We start from the raw sequence: 18,808 nt of genomic DNA on the forward strand, positions 1-18,808 counted from the left end.
GAAAAATCAAAGGCCCACGACAACTTATCTTGTGCCATACCTGAATAGAACATGAAACTACGCTGCCTGATAGTAGACGACGAGCCCCTGGCGCTGGATGTGCTGGAGACCTTTGTAGAACGCCTCGATAACCTGGAGCTGGTTTGCCGCTGCAGCAATGCCGTGGAGGCCTATAATTGCCTGCAGAATGAGCACATCGACCTGATGTTCCTCGACATCCAGATGCCTAAGCTCACAGGTATAGATTTTCTCAAGTCGCTGCCCAATCCTCCTAAGGTGATCTTTACCACCGCCTACCGCGACTACGCCCTCGACAGCTATGAGCTCAACGCTGTGGACTACCTGCTCAAGCCCATCGCCTTCGACCGCTTCCTGAAAGCCATGGCCAAGGTGACACCCGCTGAGCCTAAAGGTATAGCTACCCCGATTTCAGGTATAGCACAAACCGAACCGGACTACAAGGAAGCCTTCATCTACCTGAAAGCTGACAAAAAAATGGTGAAGGTGATGCTGGCCGATATTCTTTACATCGAGAGCCTGAAAGACTACATCCGGGTGAAGACCGACACAAAAGAGATCATCTCTTACCAGAAGATCTCGTTCCTGGAGGAGAAGCTACCCACCGACAAGTTCCTGCGCATCCATCGTTCCTTCATCATCTCCCTAGATAAGGTACAGGCCTTCTCCGCCACTACCGTGGAGGTAGGCAAAGCCGAAATACCGATCGGACGCCTCTACAAAAACGAAGTGCTGCAAGTGCTCGGGCAAAACAACCTGCTGGAGAGTTAGAGAGTTTGGGAGTTAGAAAGTTGAGGAGTTTGAGGGTTTAGGAGTTTAGGAACTCTCGTTGTAGGTATAAGCTTTGAAGCGGCGGAATGTCATATACTTCATTTTACTGCCTGTGTTGAAAAGGCCAGGTATAGCGAAAGTGGCATAACTTCTATACCTTAACCCGCAGCATAATCTTTGCCTTTCCCGTAAAGTCTCATCAGAGAATATATTCTCTAACGCTAATTTCCTGAACTCTTAAACTCCCAAACTCTCTAACTCCTAAACTCCCTTGAACTCCATCTCTAAAAAGAAGCTGTTTTACCCCATTGCTACTTGCCTGCGCCACTACCTGCACGAGTACGACCGGGAGACTAAGCTGCCGGTGCGCTACGAAGACCTGATCCATTATACCGACTCTTTCCCTTACTATGACAAGAAGGGCCACGACACGCTTTGGGAGACGATCATGTTTGACCAGCAGGAGCAGGCGGAGTTGAGTAAGGGGCTCACGCAGATCTATGCCCTGCTCAAAACTGATGGCGATATGTCAGTAATGGAGCACCTGTACGTGTCCCGGGTCGACTACTGCACCTTTGGCAACTCCAACCCCTTCCGGGTGCAGATCATGAACCAGCTCAATGACAACTACGACTACTTTTATGTGAAGCGTGCCGATGCCTCCCGCATTTATGGCCTGGAGCTGGAGTATATTCTGTCACCAAACCGCATCAACTACCTTGTGGATGGCGATACACTGATCGAGGAGCATATTGCAGGCATACCGGGCGACCTCTTTATAAAGGAGTACCTGAACAGAAAGGGCACAAACAAGGTGCGGATTGCCAAGGAGTTTGTGAAGTTTAACGAACGATGCTTCGTGCGACTGCTCGGCGATATGCGCTCCTATAATTATGTAGTGGATATCACACCTGACTTTGAGGATGAGCAGTACCGTGTGCGTCCCATCGACTTTGACCAGCAATCCTATGAAGGGCGCAAGTCGATGTACCTGCCGCAGTTCTTTAAAGACAATAACGTGATCGTGGACCTGGTACTCACGCTGCTGAAACCGGATGTGATCAAGCAGTACCAGAACGAGGAGCGCACACTTATTTTCCGGCGCCTGCGCACAGCCCGCTACCGCCTCAAAGACCTGATCGACTGTATGCGCGGCGATACCATTTCCACACCTGAAAAGATAGAGCAGCTGAAGCAGGAACTCGCCCAGCACCACAAGTCAGATGAGTTTCTTAAATGCGAGGGTATGGGTGACCTGGTGCGGCTCAACCTCAAAACTATCATGAAGAAGGCGAAGATCAGGTAAAGCCTATACCTGATCTTCGCTAATACCTAAAATTAAAGCCGCTCCAGATTGGTACGTGTGCGCTCGCTGTCGGTCAGGTTGCCGGTATTGACAGTGGAGGCGGGCTCAAAGAGCAGCACTTCTGCTTCGTCATGCGCTACTGGCCGGTGCTCTACACCACGGGGCACGATCAGAAACTCACCAGGCCGCACTGTAACCGTCCTGTCCCGAAACTCCATATCGAAACTGCCTTTCACGACCAGGAACAGCTCGTCTTCGTGCTCGTGGTGGTGCCAGTCAAAAGCGCCCTTGAACTTGGCCAGCTTCACCTGCTGCCCGTTCAGCTCCCCGGCAATGCGCGGATTCCAATGGTCGGGTATCAGGGCGAACTTCTCCGCCAGGTTTACTTTTTCAATTTTCTGGTTCATGCTGTACCTGTTTTAGATAGAGGTGATGAATATCATTTAAATTTATTTGGACTGATTCTAAATAGGGCTTACCTTTGTGTCATTCAAAATAAGACAACAAGCGCCACTACCATGATAGCAGCTACAGCAAAGCCCGGGGAGATGATGACAGCAGCCACTGAAATGGTCGAGATCTATGCAAACGAAGCCGGAGCGGTATTCCAGTGCGATCGCAGAAACCGCCTGATGCTGTACTTCGCCGGTGCGCTAAACGTGCTCAAGGTAGACACTTTTCTGCGTTTGAAGCAAGCTGTTGCCAGCATTGACCTGGAGCAGATGGCCGCTAACCCTTCCCGCTCCTCTGATTACGAGATCGTGGCTGTGTGCGGCTGTGAGCGCTGCTTTATCCTGTCGCTGACGGAGCTGTATGCCCTGCGCGATCTGCTGGAAGGAGCCAAGTTTAGCCTGGAGCTGAACCGCATGCTGCACGAGTGCCTGACGCCGCTCGAAGCCTAGCATCACAACACAAGCTATACCAGTAAGCACAGCCCCAAGCTGTGCTTTTTTTATTTAGACTTCTTCCATATTTCATTCCGTACACCCATTTTCAGAACATTATACTTACCTTAATGGTAGAAATAAAGGACGCATGCTTTGCATAAAGTGTGCCCCGGATTTAGAACGAAAAACACCCCTATACCTATGAAGGATTTACTAAGGCTAAGAACTTCGCTGACCGAAGAAATAGAGAGAATACTCAACGAACAGATCAAAATGGAGGCTGAGGCTTCGTCTATGTACCTGGCCATGTCGGCCTGGTGCGACCGCAACGGCTTCGACTTCAGTGCTGGCTATTTCAAGAAGCAGTCTGACGAGGAGCGTGAGCACATGCTGCGACTTTTCAAGTATGTGTCTGATATGGGGGGCCGTGCCGTTTCCCCGGACATTTCCGGCATTCAGATCGAATTCGATTCTTTCAGAAGCGTGTTTGAGCAGGCCCTGCAGCAGGAGATCGCCGTGACGCAGTCGTTCAACCGCATGGCCGACAAGTGCATGAAGTCAAAGGACTTTGTGACTTTCACGTTTCTGCAATGGTTCCTGAAAGAGCAGATTGAGGAAGAGTATGTGGCCCGTCGTGCGCTCGAGCTATTCGATGTGATAGGCGAGGAGGGAACAGGCCAGTACGAGATCGACAAGCGTGTGCCCAAGATCACGTACGAAGACACTTACGAGGATTAATTAACCCCGCTATAAAAAGCAAAAGCCTTTGGATTCGCTCCAAAGGCTTTTTTTGTTTGTGTGCCCTATACCTTAGCAGTCAGTACAAGATATAAGTTTAAGTAGCTATACCTGTTGCAAAGGGCTTTTGGCAGTAGAGTCCCTTATGCCTCCTTGTCTGATTTTAAAATATGCTCCTTGAACGTTTGAGTAGCTTGTTCTTCGGTGGTATGGTGCAGCCACACATTATCCGGTTGAAAGCTCATAACAGGGGCAAAGTCGCAGCGGTCAGTGCATTCAGTCTTTACCACTTCTACCTGGCCTTTAAGTCCCATCTCTTTAATCATGTTGCGCAGCGTCTTGCCAATATCTTTGCCACCCTTTTTCTTGCATTTACTACCCGTGCAGACGTAAATCACTTTGTCTGGTACGTTGAATCCTTTGCTCATGTATACGTGTGAATTGTATTCTTCTTAAAGAGGAATAGCTGTGAAATAGTTCATGTACGTGAAGCTGTATACCTTCCGTTCATTTTTGTTGGCAGGCTGTAAGCCACTCGCGTGCCTCATCGATATCCCCAAATATACGCATCTCAAACCGGCCTTGCACCCGACTAAGCATATTCGACGAAGAGGCGGCTGCAAAAGCATCTTCATTCGCTACGTGCGCATAGTACTGCAGGCCGGCTTCTGCGGCGGCAGGTATCCACACGTCCTCAATCCATTCTACAGAGTCATCCCAGCGCCCCACCAGGTGACGGTTATCATTCAGTCCGCAGCCGGCGCTGTGCTGCTTTATAGCTTCCAGTACGGCAAGGCTACCCTGCTTCACGTTTTCAGGGGTTACGTAGCCGATCCAATCATTGTAGACCCACTTGTTTTGCTCATCGTAATGGATGGTCAGATAAGTCTTGCCTGTAGAAGATTTAAGCTCCTGTAATTTCATGGGTAGATAGCTTTGTCCAGGTATAGCCAGATGCAATATAACCAAAACAACTCAAGGAGTAGCTTTCCTGAAGTTCGAAATCGGGAAACTATACAGGACGGCTGCTTTTTTCATACGGGAGTACTTCATGCTATGATATGGGAGAAGGGAAAGTATGCGCCTGAGGGTGAGCAAAAAAAGAATCAAACAGTAGTGTTTCTCTGATAACAGTAGTAAGTTAAACCTTCGGATACGCTTATTGTCTAATCGCACATCTAACCTATCTTAACCTTAAAAGAATCATGCACATCAAGACTCTGAGAACCTCGAAGCGACTGGCTGCTTCGTTGTTGAGCCTGTTGCTATTAGCAGGTTCCCCGGCTCCTGTCGCTTTGGCGCAGGGCGGCAACCAAGCCACCACCGGCTATCAGCGACCACCTGAGGCCATCGCCTCTATCATCGACGCACCATCTACGCCGGGTGTGAGTATCAACTCAAAAGGCGATTGGATGCTGCTGCTCGAGCGGGCCGGTTACCCTAGTATTGAAGAACTGGCACAGCCCGAAAGCCGTCTGGCTGGTCTGCGCATCAACCCCGCCACAAACGGCCAGAGCCGTGCCTCGTTCATCAACAACATCAAGCTGAAGCAGGTGAATGGCGGGCAGGAGTTCGAGGTAAGCGGGATTCCGCAGAACGCTCAGATCTCATATGTGACCTGGTCGCCCGACGAAAAGCAGATTGCCTTCACCTTCACCAAGGCCAACGGCATAGAACTGTGGGTGGCAAGTATAGCCGACCGGCAGGCTCGCAAACTGACAGAAGCCAGCCTTAATGATGCCTACAGCGGTCGTCCATTTTCGTGGATGCCGGACAGTAAATCGCTGCTGGTGAAGTTTGTGGACGAGAAACGCGGCGAAATGCCAAAAGCCAACCTGGTGCCGACCGGTCCTAACATTCAGGAGAACATCGGCAAGGCTAATCCTTCGCGTACCTATCAGGATCTGCTCAAAAACAAGTACGACGAGCAGCTGTTCGACTACTACATGCAAACCCAGCTCAAGCTGGTGAGTCTGGATGGTAAGCAGCAAAACGTGGGACAGGCCGGCATCATCAAGAGCGCCGATGTGTCGCCGGACGGACAGTACCTGCTCGTGGAAACGATTCAGAAACCTTACTCATACCTGGTGCCGCATTACTATTTCCCTTACAATGTAGAGGTATGGGGCCGTGACGGCAAAGTGGTGAAGCAACTGGCGCAACTGCCACTAGCCGAAGATATTCCGATCGGTTTTGACAACGTAGCCAAAGGCCCGCGCAGCTACAACTGGCGCCCAGACAAGCCTGCCACCTTATACTGGGTAGAAGCGCAGGACGGTGGCGATGCCAGCAAAGAAGTGGCCGAGCGCGATATCGTGTTTATGCTCGATGCTCCTTTTGCCGGAAAGCCAACGAAACTTGCCGGTACCAAATACCGCTACCGTGGCGTGCAGTGGGGCAACAATGACCTGGCCCTGGTGAACGAGCGTCTGTGGAAGACCCGCACCGAGCGTGTCGTGCGTGTAAATTCTGCTAAACCGGTGCAGGCTGGCACGGTACTGATCGAGCGCTCTTACGAGGACGGCTATAGCGACCCAGGCAGCCCGGTTTATACCAAGAACCAGTATGGTCGCAGTGTGCTGCTAACCGACAAAAAGGGCGACAACATCTACATGATCAGTGAAGGCGGCTCTCCTGAGGGCAACCGTCCGTTCCTGAGTGAGTTTAACCTGAAATCTAAAAAAGCGAAGATCCTGTTCCGCTCCGAGGCTCCTTACTATGAGCGTCCGGTGGATATCATCGACCTGAACAGCAAGCGTATCATCACCCGCCGCGAATCAGAGCAGGAAGTGCCGAATTACTTTGTGCGCGACCTGAACAAGAAGCAGCTGACGCAAGTGACGAAGTTCCCGCACCCGTATCCGCAGCTGGAAGGTGTGCAGAAAGAATTGCTGCAGTACGAGCGTAACGACGGCGTGAAGCTGACGGCTGTGCTATACCTGCCGAAGGATTACAAGAAAGGAAGCGGCCCACTGCCGATGCTGATGTGGGCTTACCCGCGTGAGTTCAAGAACGCAGCGGCTGCCGGGCAGGTAAAGAGCTCTCCTTACGAGTTTACCCGCATCAGTTCCGGTTCACCGCTGTTCTGGGTGACGCAAGGCTATGCCGTACTTGACCGCACCGACTTCCCGATTGTGGGCGAGGGAGATGCCCAGCCAAATGACACCTATGTAGAGCAGCTGGTTGCCAGCGCGAAGGCCGCTATCGATAAAACAGTGAGCATGGGCGTGGCCGATCCGAAGCGCATTGCCGTGGGCGGTCACTCGTACGGTGCTTTCATGACAGGCAACCTGCTGGCCCACTCTGATCTGTTTGCCGCAGGTATAGCCCGAAGCGGCGCTTACAACCGTACCCTGACGCCATTTGGTTTCCAGCAGGAGGAGCGTACTTACTGGCAGGCCCCGGAGGTATACAACCGCATGTCTCCTTTCTCTGCCGCGCACAAAGTAAAAACACCGATCCTGCTCATCCACGGTGAGGCAGACAACAACTCTGGTACCTTCCCGATCCAGAGTGAGCGTTTCTACAATGCGCTGAAAGGGCACGGGGCCACGACCCGTCTGGTGTTCCTGCCGCACGAAAGCCACGGATACGCCGCCCGTGAATCTATCCTGCACATGCTGTGGGAAATGGATACCTGGCTGAACACCTACGTGAAGAACCGTCAGGTGCAATAAGTTATAGGCATACCTATAAACAGAACGCCCCGGCCATACAGGTCGGGGCGTTCTGTTTATACCTTGTTCAGGTGTTACCTATTGCTCGATTGTTTTGATCTTGTGCGGCACAATGGTAAGCGGCCATTTTTGTCCGTCTACCGGCTCTTCGGCTATTTTGTCAATCACATCCATACCCTCTATCACTTCTCCGAACACCGTATACTCCTGGTCCAGCGCCGGCTCACCGCCGATGGTGGTATAGAGCTCGATCTGCTGCGGTGTATACTTTATATTATGCTGCGCTTCATAAGCCCGTAATTCCTGTAACGTTCTGGGCTCACCTAGTGTGATGTAGAAGTTATGTGAAGATGACTCCTTCTCCGGATTACGTTCGTCGCCGTAACGTGCCATGGCTAAGGCGCCACGCTTGTGGATGTAGTTCGGGTTGAACTCCTGTGGAATCTTGTAGGCGCCCTGCTTCATGGTGCGGTTATCGGAGTCGCCGCCCTGTACGGCAAAGCCCTTTACGACACGGTAAAACTCTCCCTGGTCATAGAAGCCCGCTTTGGTGAGACGCACAAAGTTGGCGCGGTGCAGTGGCGTCTCAGGGTATAGGCGCAACTTAATATCGCCGTGGCGGGTGCTGATGAGAATCAGGCTGTCAGGATGCTCTTTTTCATAAGCTGTCAGTACCTCCACTACATTTTCAGATGTGAGCGGTTCGAGCTTCGATTCTGTGGTGGTTTCACGTTCCTCAGCAGTAGCCTGCTCTTCTGTTTTGGGCTGGCAAGCTGCCATTCCCAAAAAAAGTGCGATCACCCACAGGAGAGGTGAAGAGATGAATGCTTTTTTTGAGTATTTCATAAGGGATAGGGTTAGTGCTTCTGTTAATATAGCAAAACGCTATTATAAAGTGCAAATAAAATTGTACTGTATTGTTGTTAAAAATCTATTAAAATTAAACTTTTTAAAGATAGTGCTTTGTGAATGTAAACCTTGTGTTTAGAGTTTCGTATAAAGCCGCCCCCAAGAATAGCGAATAGCTTATATCTGTTGAAAAGCGTTCAAATTGCTGTTTATACAAGAAATTACCGCCTGATTTCAGTGCAATTTGGATGTTGTAACAACGTGCAGCCTGAAGATAGTGTCAAGTGCATTTTAGAAAAAAACATTAAAAAAAATTATACTTTTATTTGGATATAAAAATCCTATTTAATAGTTTGGCTTTCACTATCCTTATAATAAACCTTAAAACTTTAACTAACCTAACTATTTTACACGTATGAAAAACACCTTACGCGTTAAGAACGTACTGCGTTCTGTGCTATTTGGGGCAGCTCTCTCTACTGCCGCAGTTTCATTCACTTCTTGCGACTCTGAGGCTCCTGAAGCCACCGAAGTAGCAGAGAACTTACAGACCTCTACCCAGAATGGAGCTATTATCAAGGGGCAGTACATTGTTGTATTTAAGAAAGATGCCAACCTGCGCCTGGATGGTACTGCTACCTATGCTGAGCGTGTAGGCGCGGTGCGCGAAATGGGCCAGGAGCTGCTTGCTTCCAATGGTATTGCCAACGCAACTATTGAGCAGGCTTACGGCCAAGCGATCCTGGGTATGGCTGCAAGACTAACCGATGACCAGGTGGATGCGCTTCGCCGCGATAGCCGTGTGGCTTACATCGAGCCAGACAGAATTGTAATGCTGGCACCCCCTTCAGGTAAGGGACCAGGTGGCGGCGGTGGCTCTACAGGCCAGACTGTACCATACGGTATTGCACGTGTAGGCTATGGTGATGCTACCGGCAAAACTGCTTGGGTAATTGACTCTGGTATTGACTTAGACCACCCAGACCTGAACGTAGATGTTAACCGCAGCAGAACGTTCTTTACTTCCGGTAAGGATGCAAACTCAGCTGACGATGGCAACGGTCACGGAACACACGTAGCTGGTACTATTGCCGCTCTTGATAACTCCATTGGTGTGATCGGTGTAGCGCATGGCGCCACTGTTGTTGCTGTAAAAGTACTTGACTCACGTGGTAGCGGTTCTTATTCTGGCGTAATTGGCGGTGTTGACTACGTGGCTTCAGCTGCTCAGTCTGGCGACGTAGCCAACATGAGCTTGGGAGGCCCGGTTTCTCAGGCGCTTGATGATGCAGTAGTTGCTGCGGCTAGCAAAGGTATCAAGTTTGCGCTTGCTGCCGGTAACGAGTCTACGCACGCCAGCAACTCATCTCCAGCCCGTGCTAACCATGCCAACATCTACACGGTTTCTGCCATGAACTCTTCTGATTCATGGGCGAGCTTCTCTAACTATGGCAACCCGCCAGTGGACGTATGCGCACCTGGTGTGAGCATCAACTCTACCTGGATGAACGGTGGCTATAACACGATCAGCGGTACGTCTATGGCTTCTCCGCACGTAGCAGGTCTTTTGTTGCACGGTCCACTTAAAACTAGTGGCACTGTGAAGAATGACCCAGACGGAAATCCAGATCCAATTGCCATTAAATAATCCGACTGTTAATTAAGGTGAATTGAAACGGGCAGCTGTAAGGCTGCCCGTTTTTTTATGTCAGTTGTTTGCGCATCACATAATCATTCATCCAGTAAGGGCCGATCGGAATGTCTTCTTCGAGGTGCACCTGGTAGCCGCAACGCTCATAAAAAGCTTTTGCTTTGTTGTATTTGTTCACATTCAGGTCCAGGTAGCGGGCGCCGGCTTTCTCGACACGCTCTTCTACTGCATCAAGCAACTGCTTGCCTAGTCCCTCACCCTGCCGTGCTGGGAGTAGGTATATCTTGTTGAGCTTGTAAACCGGTCCATCGGGCTCCTTAAGGGAATAAGCCGCAAAGCCTATGGGTTGAGCACCGTCGTACAGTATAATAAAGGTCTGGTTCTCCTCCATTTGTCGCTTGAGGGCTTCATGGGTATAGATTACTTGGAACATGCAGTCAATCTGCTGCCGCGAAAGTATAGACCGGTAAGTAGGCTCCCAGATGGCTTCGGCTAAACGGTGAATGGTGGGTATGTCGGCTGTGGTTGCTTCCCGTATGCTAAACTTGCTTTTCATGCGCTGTGATGTTGCTGTATGGACAACGAAGATAGGCGCTCCCGTATAAAAAGCCAATGCCTGCTCCGGTAGGTTTTCAGCTTAAAGCAGAAGTTTTAACTTTGTACATACCCTTAAACCAAATACTATGAGAGCCATCTACCTCGAAGCTATCAACAGCCCATTTGTGCTGATAGAGAAAGAAACACCCACTGCCGGTCCCGGTGAAGCCATCGTGCAGGTGAAAGCCGCCGCCCTGAACCACCGCGACGTCTGGATACAGTATGGCCGTTATTTCACCAAAGATTACCCAGCCATCTTAGGATCGGACGGTGCCGGTATCGTGACGGAAGTAGGGGAGGGTGTGGACCAAAGCTGGATAGGGCAGGAGGTTGTGATCGATCCTTCAACAGACTGGGGCGATAATCCGCATGCGCATGGTAGAGATTACAAAGTGCTGGGTATGCCGCAGGACGGAACTTTTGCCGAGTACGTGAAAGTAAAAGCTTCTAACCTGCACCGCAAGCCAGCACATCTGAGTTTTGAGGAAGCGGCAGCGCTGCCACTGGCAGGTGTGACGGCCTATCGTGCTATGTTTACCAAGTGCGGACTCAAAGCCAGTGAGCGGGTGCTGATCACGGGTGCTGGTGGCGGGGTGGCGCTGTTTGCGGTGCAGTTTGCCGTAGCGGCAGGCGCAGAGGTATGGGTGACATCCGGATCAGACGAGAAAATCGAAAAGGCCAAGGAGCTGGGTGCGACTGGCGGCATCAATTATAAAAAAGAGAATTGGGGCAAGGAGCTAAAGGCCGAAGTAGGCGGATTCGATGTGGGCATTGACGGAGCTGCAGGCGAAGGCTTTGTACAACTTGTGAAGCTGGCCAAGCCAGGCGGCCGCATCGGTATTTACGGCGGCACGACCGGTATGATCGGGCAGATCAACCCGGCTGAAATATTCTGGAAACAACTCGCCATACACGGCAGCACGATGGGCACTAACCAGGACTTCGCTGAAATGATCGCTTTTGTAGAAGAGAAGAAAGTGAAACCAGTTGTGGATATCGTGTTCCCGCTGGAAGAAACCGAACAGGCCATGCGCTACATGGAAGCCGGCAAGCAGTTTGGCAAGATCGTGGTGAAAGTAAGTTAGTTTTTTTCACAATCACCAACCGCACTTCGAGCTGAGTTATACCTGTCTTCTCAACTTTTCTGTCATCCCGACGACAGGAGAGATCTGGATTATATGAACGCCAGAGCATATTTCAGATTTCTCACTTAGGTTCGAAATGACATCATACAAAACAGAAAGCCCGCTGCAACACCAGTTGCAGCGGGCTTTCTGTTTTTAACTCTCAGCTTCTAGACCTATTCCTCTATCCCAGCCAGTTTCAGGAAGAAAGCGTACTGCAGGGCCGTTTCGCGGTATGGCTGGAAGCGACCGGATGCGCCGCCGTGGCCAGCCTCCATGTTTGTCTGGAGGAGGAGCAGGTTGTCATCTGTCTTCATTTCACGGAGCTTGGCAACCCACTTGGCCGGCTCAAAATACTGAACCTGCGAGTCGTGCAGGCCAGTAGTGACGAGCATGTTCGGGTACTCCTTAGCCTCCACATTGTCATAAGGCGAGTAAGAGAGCATGTAGTCATAGGCATCCTTGTTGGCTGGATTTCCCCATTCGTCAAACTCACCGGTAGTGAGCGGGATGCTGGTGTCGAGCATGGTGGTAACTACATCCACAAACGGTACGGCTGCGTGCACACCTTTGTAGAGATCCGGACGCATGTTCACGACAGCGCCCATCAGCAGACCACCGGCACTACCACCCTGCGCAAACAGCTTATCAGGATTGGTATAGCCTTGTTCGATCAGGTATTCTGACACATCAATGAAGTCTGTGAATGTGTTTTTCTTCTTCATCAGCTTGCCGTCTTCATACCACTGGCGTCCCATTTCCTGACCACCGCGGATGTGCGCAATGGCATACACAAAGCCACGGTCGAGCAGACTGAGGCGCACGGAGCTAAAACCGGGGTTCATGCTGATGCCATAGGAGCCGTAAGCGTACTGCAGGGTTGGGTTATTGCCGTCGAGCTGCAGCCCTTTGCGGTATACCAGCGACACCGGAATTTTGGTGCCGTCTTTGGCAGTGGCGTAAATGCGCTTAGCCTCATAGTTATTCTTGTCAAAATCACCCACCACTTCCTGTTCTTTTAGCAGTGTTTTCTGCTTCGTCTCCATGTTGTAATCAAATGTAGAGCTTGGGGTAGTGAGGGAGCTATAGCCGTAGCGCAGTACCTTGCTGTCGAAGTCGGGGTTGATGCTGATGCCGGCAGTGTAGGCTTCTTCCCCGAAGTCCACATAGTAGTCTGTTTTGGGGTCGTTCCACTTTTTAATGCGCAGTTGGGTCAGGCCATTCTTGCGCTCCTGCAGCACCAGGTAGTCCTTGAAAATCTCAGTGCCTTCCAGGTACGTGTCAGCGCGATGCGGAATCACCTCTGTCCAGTTCTGCTTGGTAGTTTTGCCAACTGGTGTCTTCATCAGTTTAAAGTTGGTGGCGCCATCCTTGTTGGTGCGGATGTAGAAGCTGTCGCCGAAGTGGTCTACGCTGTACTCCAGTCCGCGCTCCCGTGGCTGAATGATCCTGAAGCTTGCAGTTGGGTTGGCAGCGTCCACAAAACGGTACTCCTGCGACAGGGTGCTGCCCGAGCCGATGATGATGTATTTCTCAGATTTGGTTTTATACACAAAGGTGCTGAAGGTCTCGTCGGCTTCGTGGTATACCTCTTTGTCCTGCGAGGTAGGTGTGCCCAGGGTATGGCGGAAGATTTTGAAAGAACGGAGTGCCGGATCTTTCATAGTATAGAACACGGTTTTGTTATCGTTGGCCCATACAGCGCCACCGGTGGTGTTAGGTATACGGTCGGGCAGTATCTCGCCTGTCTGCAGATTTTTGAAGCGGATGGTATACTGGCGGCGACTCACAGTGTCCTCACCAAAAGCCAGCAGGCGATTATCAGGGCTCACATTCATGCCGGCAGCCGCATAGTAGCTCTTGCCCTCGGCACGCTCGTTGGCGTTTACCATAATCTCCTCTTTGGCGTCGAGTGTGCCCTTCTTGCGGGCGTAGATCGGGTACTCTTTGCCAGCCTCGAAGCGGGTATAGTAGAAGTAGCTATTCTTTTTGTAAGGCACCGATTCGTCAGTTTGCTTGATGCGTCCCACAATCTCGTTGAAGAGCTTTTCCTGTAACTCCTCCGTGTCGGCCATCACCTGCTTTGTGTAGTCGTTCTCTGCGTTTAGGTAGGCGATCACTTCCGGATTTTCGCGCTCGTTCAGCCAGTAGTAATTGTCGATGCGGGTGTGGCCATGTGCTGTGAGTTCTTTCGGCTTTTGGGCTGCGACAGGCGGTTGCGGCTGATTGGCGGTTACCGTGCTCTCAGCCGTTTGCTCGGTCGTAGCTGTCTCTGTCGCAGTGCTCTGTTGCGTCGTACTGCAGGCTGTGCCTGCCAGCAGACAGGCCGAAAGCAGAAGGGCCGGAGCTGCTGTGTTGTGCTGTGCTTTTTTCATAGGGTGTATCAGTTGTACAGGTATAAAAATAAGAAAAAATACGACACTATAAATTTAAATTAAAGTTATGCATGCAGCGTATTTTTTTATACCTTGTCAGTACTTAAAACAATCATCTGACATACTATGGCAACACAAGAAGAATTTGAGCAGGCAGTGGCCCAGTCGAAGGAACTCACAGAGCGTCCGTCCAATAATATTCTGCTGCAACTCTACAGCCTGTACAAGCAGGCTACTGAAGGCGATGTGAACACCGAGCGTCCGGGAGGATTTGATTTCAAAAACATAGCGAAATGGGATGCCTGGAAAAGCCTGGAAGGTACCAGCCAGGAGGATGCCCGCGCACAGTACGTGCAGTTGGTGAACAGCCTGAAGTAAGATACTGCTTGCCTAACAGGTATAAAAAAAGCGCCCCATGGGGCGCTTTTTACTTTTCTTTCCAGGTATAGCCGCAGTCGTGGCACCCATAGCGCTTACTGACGAAGGGCAGCGTAATGCCTAGCACCGCACCTAAAAATCCCCTTGCGGAGATATTTTTTGACTCGCATATCGGGCAGGATTCAGTGTCCAGGTATACCTGAGCTGGAGGCGCCAGTTCAATGTTGTCGTCGATGATGTACTCGCTGGTGCCGCGCTCTATCCGGCCCAACAGTTCGAGCGCCTCTTCCACGTCACCTTCCGTCACCTGCAGTTTCACGCCACCCACTGCCAGTGAGTAGAATGGCTGCGCCGCTATAATTTGCTCATCCCCCAAAAAACAGAGGATACCCTCCGCCTCAAGGCGGCCTTTCAGAATGTGGGCTTCAGTGGGTTGGCTGAAGGTGGCAACGGTAATCAGGCGCTCTGCCATGGTATACAGGTGGTGTTAAGTCAGGCTGTGTTTACTGTTTCTTAGGTGGAAGGTCAAAAGCTTCCGCTTCGTGCTCAAAGTGTCCTTTGTGGGAGCCGTCGCAGAATGGTTTGTTCTTAGACATGCCGCAACGGCAGATCGAAACGAGTTCCCGGCCACCGAGTCCGTATACATTGCCGTGCTTGTCCACGATCTCAAACTCACCCTCTACTCTGAGTGAGCCATTGTTGTTCACCGTTATTTTGGTCTTCGCCATTGTCTTGTGTTTAGTACAATAACAAATATAGTTTTTTTGCGGCACAATTGCCAGAGGTTAGGCTCAGGTATGGGCAGGCTTAAAACACCACAGCCCCCGGACGTTAGTGGCCGGGGGCTGTGACTCTAATTACGTTTCAGCATTAATTGCTGTACACGTAGTTGAATGTTTGAGACTTACCGTTTGGCAGCGTCACCGTCTGGCTGATCGGCATACCGCTGTCATCATACTTGTAAGAGTAAGAACGTGTGAATGCCTTCTTGCTGTTGTGCACTTCCATAGAAGAGCGCACCAGGTTGTTCGGGCTGCTGGCAGCGCCTGGCTCTGCAAACGCGTGCAGTGGGTTTGGGTTAGAGTCGTAAGAGTTGGTAGTGGTAGCGTATAGTTTGGCTTCTCCAGTACCGTCAATCACAAACTGCTTCTCCTGTGCATAGTTGCCGTTTGGCATTGCCTGATAAGTCGTGAAAGACTTCAGTTTGCCCTTCTCCTCAGTGCCTTCGTAAATTGACTTCTTGCTCAGCTTATTAGCAGCATCGTAAGAATACGTGGTGTAGTTCTGATACTCCGGCTTGCCACCCACAAAGTAAGTAGCCACCGATTTGCTCAACTCGCCTTTGTCACTGTAAGTGAAATGCTGCTCTGTCAGTACAGTCTGGCTTTTGCCACCGTAGGTTGTGCTCTTGATCAGGCGGCCCTTGTTGTCACGCTCATACTTATCGAAGCTTTCCACTTCACCGGTTTCCTGGTTGTAGTGGTTTACCTGGCTTAGTTGCTTACCTGCTACTTTAAAAGAAGTAACTTCAGCAGAGTCCAGCATCACATGAGATAGTGCACCCTGATCAAAAGTAGGCTGTGCAGACTCTTCGTGATCGTTTTTTTCGCAAGATGATAGTGCTACCACGCCAAATACAAGCATGGCAGGTAAAAAACTGTTTTTCAATTTCATTTGGCTAAAAGTTGAAAAGTGAAAATAAATAAACAGCACAGGGCGCTTCCCCGGCAGTCTCAGGTAAAACGCCCTTTCCTTTAAAATAATTGCACCGATGTAGAGAAAATTACAGAGGAGCCTGTATTTGGTAGAATTTTACAAATCTAATTTAAGTTTAAGGCGTTGATATTTAGATGATTGTATGTTGTGTTGAATTTGTAAAAAAGTTGCGTTTTATATAAAAGTGCAATTTTAGTTGAGAGCAGCCGTCTGGGCGATCTGCAAAAGCTCGTCTCCGGCATCGATATCGTGGCGCAGCTGCTCCTGGAAATTTATCGAAATGCGGAGCGCTTTCAGTCCCTGCACCCCCTGTAAGTCCTCAATTTCCAGGTCTTCCACCACTGGCTCAATGTAGCCCTCGGCCTGCAGAAAATCGATGTAGCGGCGATACTCCTGCGCTTCGCGGGGTTGTGTATACACAATGGCAACCTTGCCGGGCTGGGTAAGGCGCTCGTCTGTGCCGCGCAATGTAGCCTTGTCAATACGCTTCTTAATGATCTCGTAACGGATGTTGTCGGCACCTTCCACGTCAAACTTCTTCTCGTCCAGCCGGAAGCGAATGCAGATCGGGCTGCTGTGCACCAGTATCAGCTGTGTGATCTCGAGCGGCAGTTTCAGGTTAGCGCGCAGCTTGTGAATGCGACGGGCAATCTCACAGGTAAGCATCAGCTGCCACAGGCGCATGTTCTTCAGGTATAGTTCCTCAAAGTGCCCGCTGTTCAACAGCGATGCCCCGATGTAGATGTTATACTCCAGTCCATCGGTCTTATACTTCTCAAAGTAGTGCGGAAATATCTGCTGTGCCTTTTCTTCCTCGCGATCCAGGAAGCTGGAGATGGTGTCGTTGATCAGGTACAGGCTCTCCTCATACGCACGTCGCTTGTTATACACGACACCGTTGGGGTTATTGGTCGCCTTGCGGTAAGCCTCGATGGCCTTTTGGGTAGAGGGATACTTGTGGCCAAAGTGATTGAAAAGCGGCTCAATCTCGGTGCGCAAAAACTCCAGCACATTAGCCTCATCACCAGAGCCCAGTTCGTGCACGAGGTTCTGGGAATACTTGTCTATCTTATACACCAGTTCGTCCAGGATAGAGAGTGGCAGGTTGTCCTTGGCAGCCAGGATGACCTCTTTGGCCAGCACCAGTTGGTCAAGCAAGTCGCCCTGTATGGCTTTGTTGCGCTCGGTTGCCGAGCTGCGGATATCCGATGCGCCATAGAGCGGGTAGATGTCCCGGAACACGATCGGCTCGATCTCAGCCGGCACGTTACGCTCCATCTTGTCGAGGAGGTTAATGGCTGCCTGCGTAAAGCGCCACTCCACGATCGGGTGAATGGCGGTATACTTCTCTTTAATAATATTCTGTATGCTGCTGCGCAGCTCCTCCAGCATCCGGTTCAGGGCCAATGCAAAAAGTGGCAGAATTTCTTTTAGCTTAATAGTAGAAAGCGCATTCAGTTCGCCAGGTATAGGAGAGGCCAGTTCCAGCATCCCGATCGTTTTGCCTTCATAGTGCAGCGGCGCGATGATCAGGTTGCGTATGCCCGTTTTTATCAGCTCCTGCTCCAGTCTGCCCGGTTCGTCGAGCTGCTCCAGGTCGTCTACCACAATGGTGTTGCCTTTGGCCAGCACCGGAGCGTAGATCGAGTCAACGAGGTCTTCCAGCTTAATAGGAGAGCTCTTGGTCAGCACCAGGCCATTCCAGGTTTTGCGGGCGTAGTTAGTGTCAAACTCCTGCAGGGCAGGGAAGGAGGCCAGCCCCAGCCGCAGACCCGGCAGCCCGAAAAGCACGCGAAGCTTCTGCTGCAGGCTCTCAAAACCCTCCTGTGTGGTTACAGAGTCCTGATCGAGCAGGTCGTAGCGCAGCGAGGAAATAGTTTCCTCGTTGGTTACGTCCGTAAAATCACAGATCGCAAAGCCGCTGAACTCATAGTTCTCAGGTGGTAGTTTCTGCATCCAGAGGTCCAGGTCATTGTAGCGGTTTATCAGAAAGTTGATTTCCTGTGTGCTTAGCTTTTTGATCGGACCTTTGGCCTTCACTTTCATGAATTTCAGGTCGATGATCAGCTTGTAATGCCGGTCCAGTTTGGTGAACTTGTCCTTGATGCTGAAGATAAAGGGCTCATCCACCATAAAGTTGGCATTGTAGAACTTCTCCAGGATCAGGGTGTAAGCCGATAGCGTCTGGCGGAAAAGCAGCGTCTTGAGATCGACATTTAGTTTTTGGGTATAGTTACCGCCTCCCAGCAGGTCGAGCTCTTCCAGGCGGGGAGTGGCATAGAAGCTGTCGAAGTGAAAAGGCAGTACCGTGGCTCGCAGGTCATTCTCCCAGAGAGCACTCGGGAAAATATCCTCCATCAGGATGTCAACGGTATCGATGTATTTATCAATAATAGACACGTCCTCGATCGGCTCCAGCAGCTCGGGGTTTTTGCGCAGCAGACCGGCCAGCTCGTTTACACGGGCCACGTTGCAGTTCGGGTCAGTCTCGATCTTGTTTTCCCAGTAGGTCACAAGCGGCGATAGGCTGAGCGTGGTCTTGAACGGAAACTGCTCGGCGCTCAGAATGATCTCGTCCCGGTTAGGTATAGAAACAACGGTTTCGTGGAAGTTGTCCCTTGTTTTGCGCATATAAGTTTTTTGTATGGATAGGGGAAGAACGTGTGTGGCACAATCCCAGGTGCAGTGCAGGCGAAATACCTGTCTTTGCTTTAAACGTAA

Annotated in this window: 18 protein-coding genes; 8 read left to right on the plus strand and 10 right to left on the minus strand. The window is 50.8% G+C overall.

Annotated elements, in window-relative coordinates; all coding sequences use genetic code 11:
* The first annotated feature begins 51 nt into the window (after positions 1-51).
* Positions 52-789: a LytR/AlgR family response regulator transcription factor gene (locus BW972_RS10960; RefSeq protein ID WP_076422171.1), complete on the plus strand. Its 738-nt coding sequence runs from the start codon at positions 52-54 to the stop codon at positions 787-789.
* Between the two features lie 271 nt (positions 790-1,060).
* Positions 1,061-2,095, plus strand: a complete 1,035-nt coding sequence (locus tag BW972_RS10965; protein ID WP_076422172.1) for a hypothetical protein — start codon at positions 1,061-1,063, stop codon at positions 2,093-2,095.
* A gap of 32 nt (positions 2,096-2,127) precedes the next feature.
* Here BW972_RS10965 and BW972_RS10970 read toward each other — a convergent pair whose 3' ends face one another.
* The gene (locus BW972_RS10970) at positions 2,128-2,502 is read right to left on the minus strand and encodes a cupin domain-containing protein (protein WP_076422173.1); all 375 of its coding nucleotides are present in this window, start codon (positions 2,500-2,502) and stop codon (positions 2,128-2,130) included.
* Positions 2,503-2,613: 111 nt separating this feature from the next.
* Between BW972_RS10970 and BW972_RS10975 the strand changes: the two genes are divergently transcribed.
* Positions 2,614-2,997: a hypothetical protein gene (locus tag BW972_RS10975; RefSeq protein WP_007653405.1), complete on the plus strand. Its 384-nt coding sequence runs from the start codon at positions 2,614-2,616 to the stop codon at positions 2,995-2,997.
* A gap of 186 nt (positions 2,998-3,183) precedes the next feature.
* Positions 3,184-3,720 (plus strand): ferritin, encoded by a 537-nt coding sequence (locus tag BW972_RS10980; RefSeq protein WP_007653409.1) that lies wholly within the window; start codon positions 3,184-3,186, stop codon positions 3,718-3,720.
* A 143-nt stretch (positions 3,721-3,863) separates the two neighbouring features.
* Here BW972_RS10980 and BW972_RS10985 read toward each other — a convergent pair whose 3' ends face one another.
* Positions 3,864-4,148, minus strand: coding sequence for a (2Fe-2S) ferredoxin domain-containing protein (locus BW972_RS10985; protein WP_007653412.1), 285 nt, complete (start codon positions 4,146-4,148; stop codon positions 3,864-3,866).
* A gap of 79 nt (positions 4,149-4,227) precedes the next feature.
* Complete coding sequence (locus BW972_RS10990) at positions 4,228-4,644, minus strand: STAS/SEC14 domain-containing protein (protein WP_076422174.1); 417 nt, start codon at positions 4,642-4,644, stop codon at positions 4,228-4,230.
* Positions 4,645-4,925: 281 nt separating this feature from the next.
* Here BW972_RS10990 and BW972_RS10995 point away from each other — a divergent pair, with 281 nt between their 5' ends.
* Positions 4,926-7,397 carry a S9 family peptidase gene (locus BW972_RS10995; protein WP_076422175.1) on the plus strand — a complete coding sequence of 824 codons (2,472 nt, stop codon included), beginning with the start codon at positions 4,926-4,928 and terminating at the stop codon, positions 7,395-7,397.
* 78 nt (positions 7,398-7,475) lie between these two features.
* Here BW972_RS10995 and BW972_RS11000 read toward each other — a convergent pair whose 3' ends face one another.
* Complete coding sequence (locus BW972_RS11000) at positions 7,476-8,243, minus strand: peptidylprolyl isomerase (protein ID WP_083674148.1); 768 nt, start codon at positions 8,241-8,243, stop codon at positions 7,476-7,478.
* 418 nt (positions 8,244-8,661) lie between these two features.
* On the opposite strand from BW972_RS11000, the gene BW972_RS11005 reads away from it, so the two are divergent.
* Positions 8,662-9,894, plus strand: a complete 1,233-nt coding sequence (locus BW972_RS11005; RefSeq protein ID WP_076422176.1) for a S8 family serine peptidase — start codon at positions 8,662-8,664, stop codon at positions 9,892-9,894.
* 55 nt (positions 9,895-9,949) lie between these two features.
* On the opposite strand, the gene BW972_RS11010 is transcribed toward BW972_RS11005, so the two are convergent.
* On the minus strand, positions 9,950-10,453 hold the full coding sequence (locus tag BW972_RS11010; RefSeq protein ID WP_076422177.1) for a GNAT family N-acetyltransferase: 504 nt from the start codon (positions 10,451-10,453) through the stop codon (positions 9,950-9,952).
* A 127-nt stretch (positions 10,454-10,580) separates the two neighbouring features.
* Here BW972_RS11010 and BW972_RS11015 point away from each other — a divergent pair, with 127 nt between their 5' ends.
* On the plus strand, positions 10,581-11,579 hold the full coding sequence (locus BW972_RS11015) for a zinc-binding dehydrogenase (RefSeq protein ID WP_007653421.1): 999 nt from the start codon (positions 10,581-10,583) through the stop codon (positions 11,577-11,579).
* 215 nt (positions 11,580-11,794) lie between these two features.
* Here BW972_RS11015 and BW972_RS11020 read toward each other — a convergent pair whose 3' ends face one another.
* Positions 11,795-13,993 (minus strand): S9 family peptidase, encoded by a 2,199-nt coding sequence (locus tag BW972_RS11020; protein WP_076422178.1) that lies wholly within the window; start codon positions 13,991-13,993, stop codon positions 11,795-11,797.
* Positions 13,994-14,119: 126 nt separating this feature from the next.
* On the opposite strand from BW972_RS11020, the gene BW972_RS11025 reads away from it, so the two are divergent.
* Positions 14,120-14,371, plus strand: coding sequence for an acyl-CoA-binding protein (locus BW972_RS11025; protein WP_007653425.1), 252 nt, complete (start codon positions 14,120-14,122; stop codon positions 14,369-14,371).
* Positions 14,372-14,420: 49 nt separating this feature from the next.
* Here the strand turns inward: BW972_RS11025 and BW972_RS11030 are convergent, their stop codons facing one another.
* From BW972_RS11030 to BW972_RS11045, 4 genes are all read right to left on the minus strand, one after another.
* Positions 14,421-14,843 (minus strand): putative signal transducing protein, encoded by a 423-nt coding sequence (locus BW972_RS11030; protein ID WP_083674149.1) that lies wholly within the window; start codon positions 14,841-14,843, stop codon positions 14,421-14,423.
* A 31-nt stretch (positions 14,844-14,874) separates the two neighbouring features.
* Entirely contained in the window at positions 14,875-15,099 is a 225-nt protein-coding gene (locus tag BW972_RS11035; RefSeq protein WP_007653429.1) for a CDGSH iron-sulfur domain-containing protein, read from the minus strand.
* A 142-nt stretch (positions 15,100-15,241) separates the two neighbouring features.
* Entirely contained in the window at positions 15,242-16,045 is an 804-nt protein-coding gene (locus BW972_RS11040; protein ID WP_040573581.1) for a hypothetical protein, read from the minus strand.
* A gap of 234 nt (positions 16,046-16,279) precedes the next feature.
* Positions 16,280-18,718: a GAF domain-containing protein gene (locus BW972_RS11045; protein ID WP_007658972.1), complete on the minus strand. Its 2,439-nt coding sequence runs from the start codon at positions 18,716-18,718 to the stop codon at positions 16,280-16,282.
* Positions 18,719-18,808 lie beyond the last annotated feature (90 nt).

Origin of the sequence: Pontibacter lucknowensis, assembly GCF_900156415.1 — a bacterium.
Lineage (GTDB): Bacteria > Bacteroidota > Bacteroidia > Cytophagales > Hymenobacteraceae > Pontibacter > Pontibacter lucknowensis.

Bases quoted from the DNA above. Each gene is read 5' to 3' on its own strand.
- BW972_RS10960 (WP_076422171.1), top strand. From the start codon at position 52: ATGAAACTACGCTGCCTGATAGTAGACGACGAGCCCCTGGCGCTGGAT.
- BW972_RS10970 (WP_076422173.1), bottom strand. From the start codon at position 2,502: ATGAACCAGAAAATTGAAAAAGTAAACCTGGCGGAGAAGTTCGCCCTG.
- BW972_RS10975 (WP_007653405.1), top strand. From the start codon at position 2,614: ATGATAGCAGCTACAGCAAAGCCCGGGGAGATGATGACAGCAGCCACT.
- BW972_RS10980 (WP_007653409.1), top strand. From the start codon at position 3,184: ATGAAGGATTTACTAAGGCTAAGAACTTCGCTGACCGAAGAAATAGAG.
- BW972_RS10985 (WP_007653412.1), bottom strand. From the start codon at position 4,148: ATGAGCAAAGGATTCAACGTACCAGACAAAGTGATTTACGTCTGCACG.
- BW972_RS10990 (WP_076422174.1), bottom strand. From the start codon at position 4,644: ATGAAATTACAGGAGCTTAAATCTTCTACAGGCAAGACTTATCTGACC.
- BW972_RS10995 (WP_076422175.1), top strand. From the start codon at position 4,926: ATGCACATCAAGACTCTGAGAACCTCGAAGCGACTGGCTGCTTCGTTG.
- BW972_RS11000 (WP_083674148.1), bottom strand. From the start codon at position 8,243: ATGAAATACTCAAAAAAAGCATTCATCTCTTCACCTCTCCTGTGGGTG.
- BW972_RS11005 (WP_076422176.1), top strand. From the start codon at position 8,662: ATGAAAAACACCTTACGCGTTAAGAACGTACTGCGTTCTGTGCTATTT.
- BW972_RS11010 (WP_076422177.1), bottom strand. From the start codon at position 10,453: ATGAAAAGCAAGTTTAGCATACGGGAAGCAACCACAGCCGACATACCC.
- BW972_RS11015 (WP_007653421.1), top strand. From the start codon at position 10,581: ATGAGAGCCATCTACCTCGAAGCTATCAACAGCCCATTTGTGCTGATA.
- BW972_RS11020 (WP_076422178.1), bottom strand. From the start codon at position 13,993: ATGAAAAAAGCACAGCACAACACAGCAGCTCCGGCCCTTCTGCTTTCG.
- BW972_RS11025 (WP_007653425.1), top strand. From the start codon at position 14,120: ATGGCAACACAAGAAGAATTTGAGCAGGCAGTGGCCCAGTCGAAGGAA.
- BW972_RS11030 (WP_083674149.1), bottom strand. From the start codon at position 14,843: ATGGCAGAGCGCCTGATTACCGTTGCCACCTTCAGCCAACCCACTGAA.
- BW972_RS11035 (WP_007653429.1), bottom strand. From the start codon at position 15,099: ATGGCGAAGACCAAAATAACGGTGAACAACAATGGCTCACTCAGAGTA.
- BW972_RS11040 (WP_040573581.1), bottom strand. From the start codon at position 16,045: ATGAAATTGAAAAACAGTTTTTTACCTGCCATGCTTGTATTTGGCGTG.
- BW972_RS11045 (WP_007658972.1), bottom strand. From the start codon at position 18,718: ATGCGCAAAACAAGGGACAACTTCCACGAAACCGTTGTTTCTATACCT.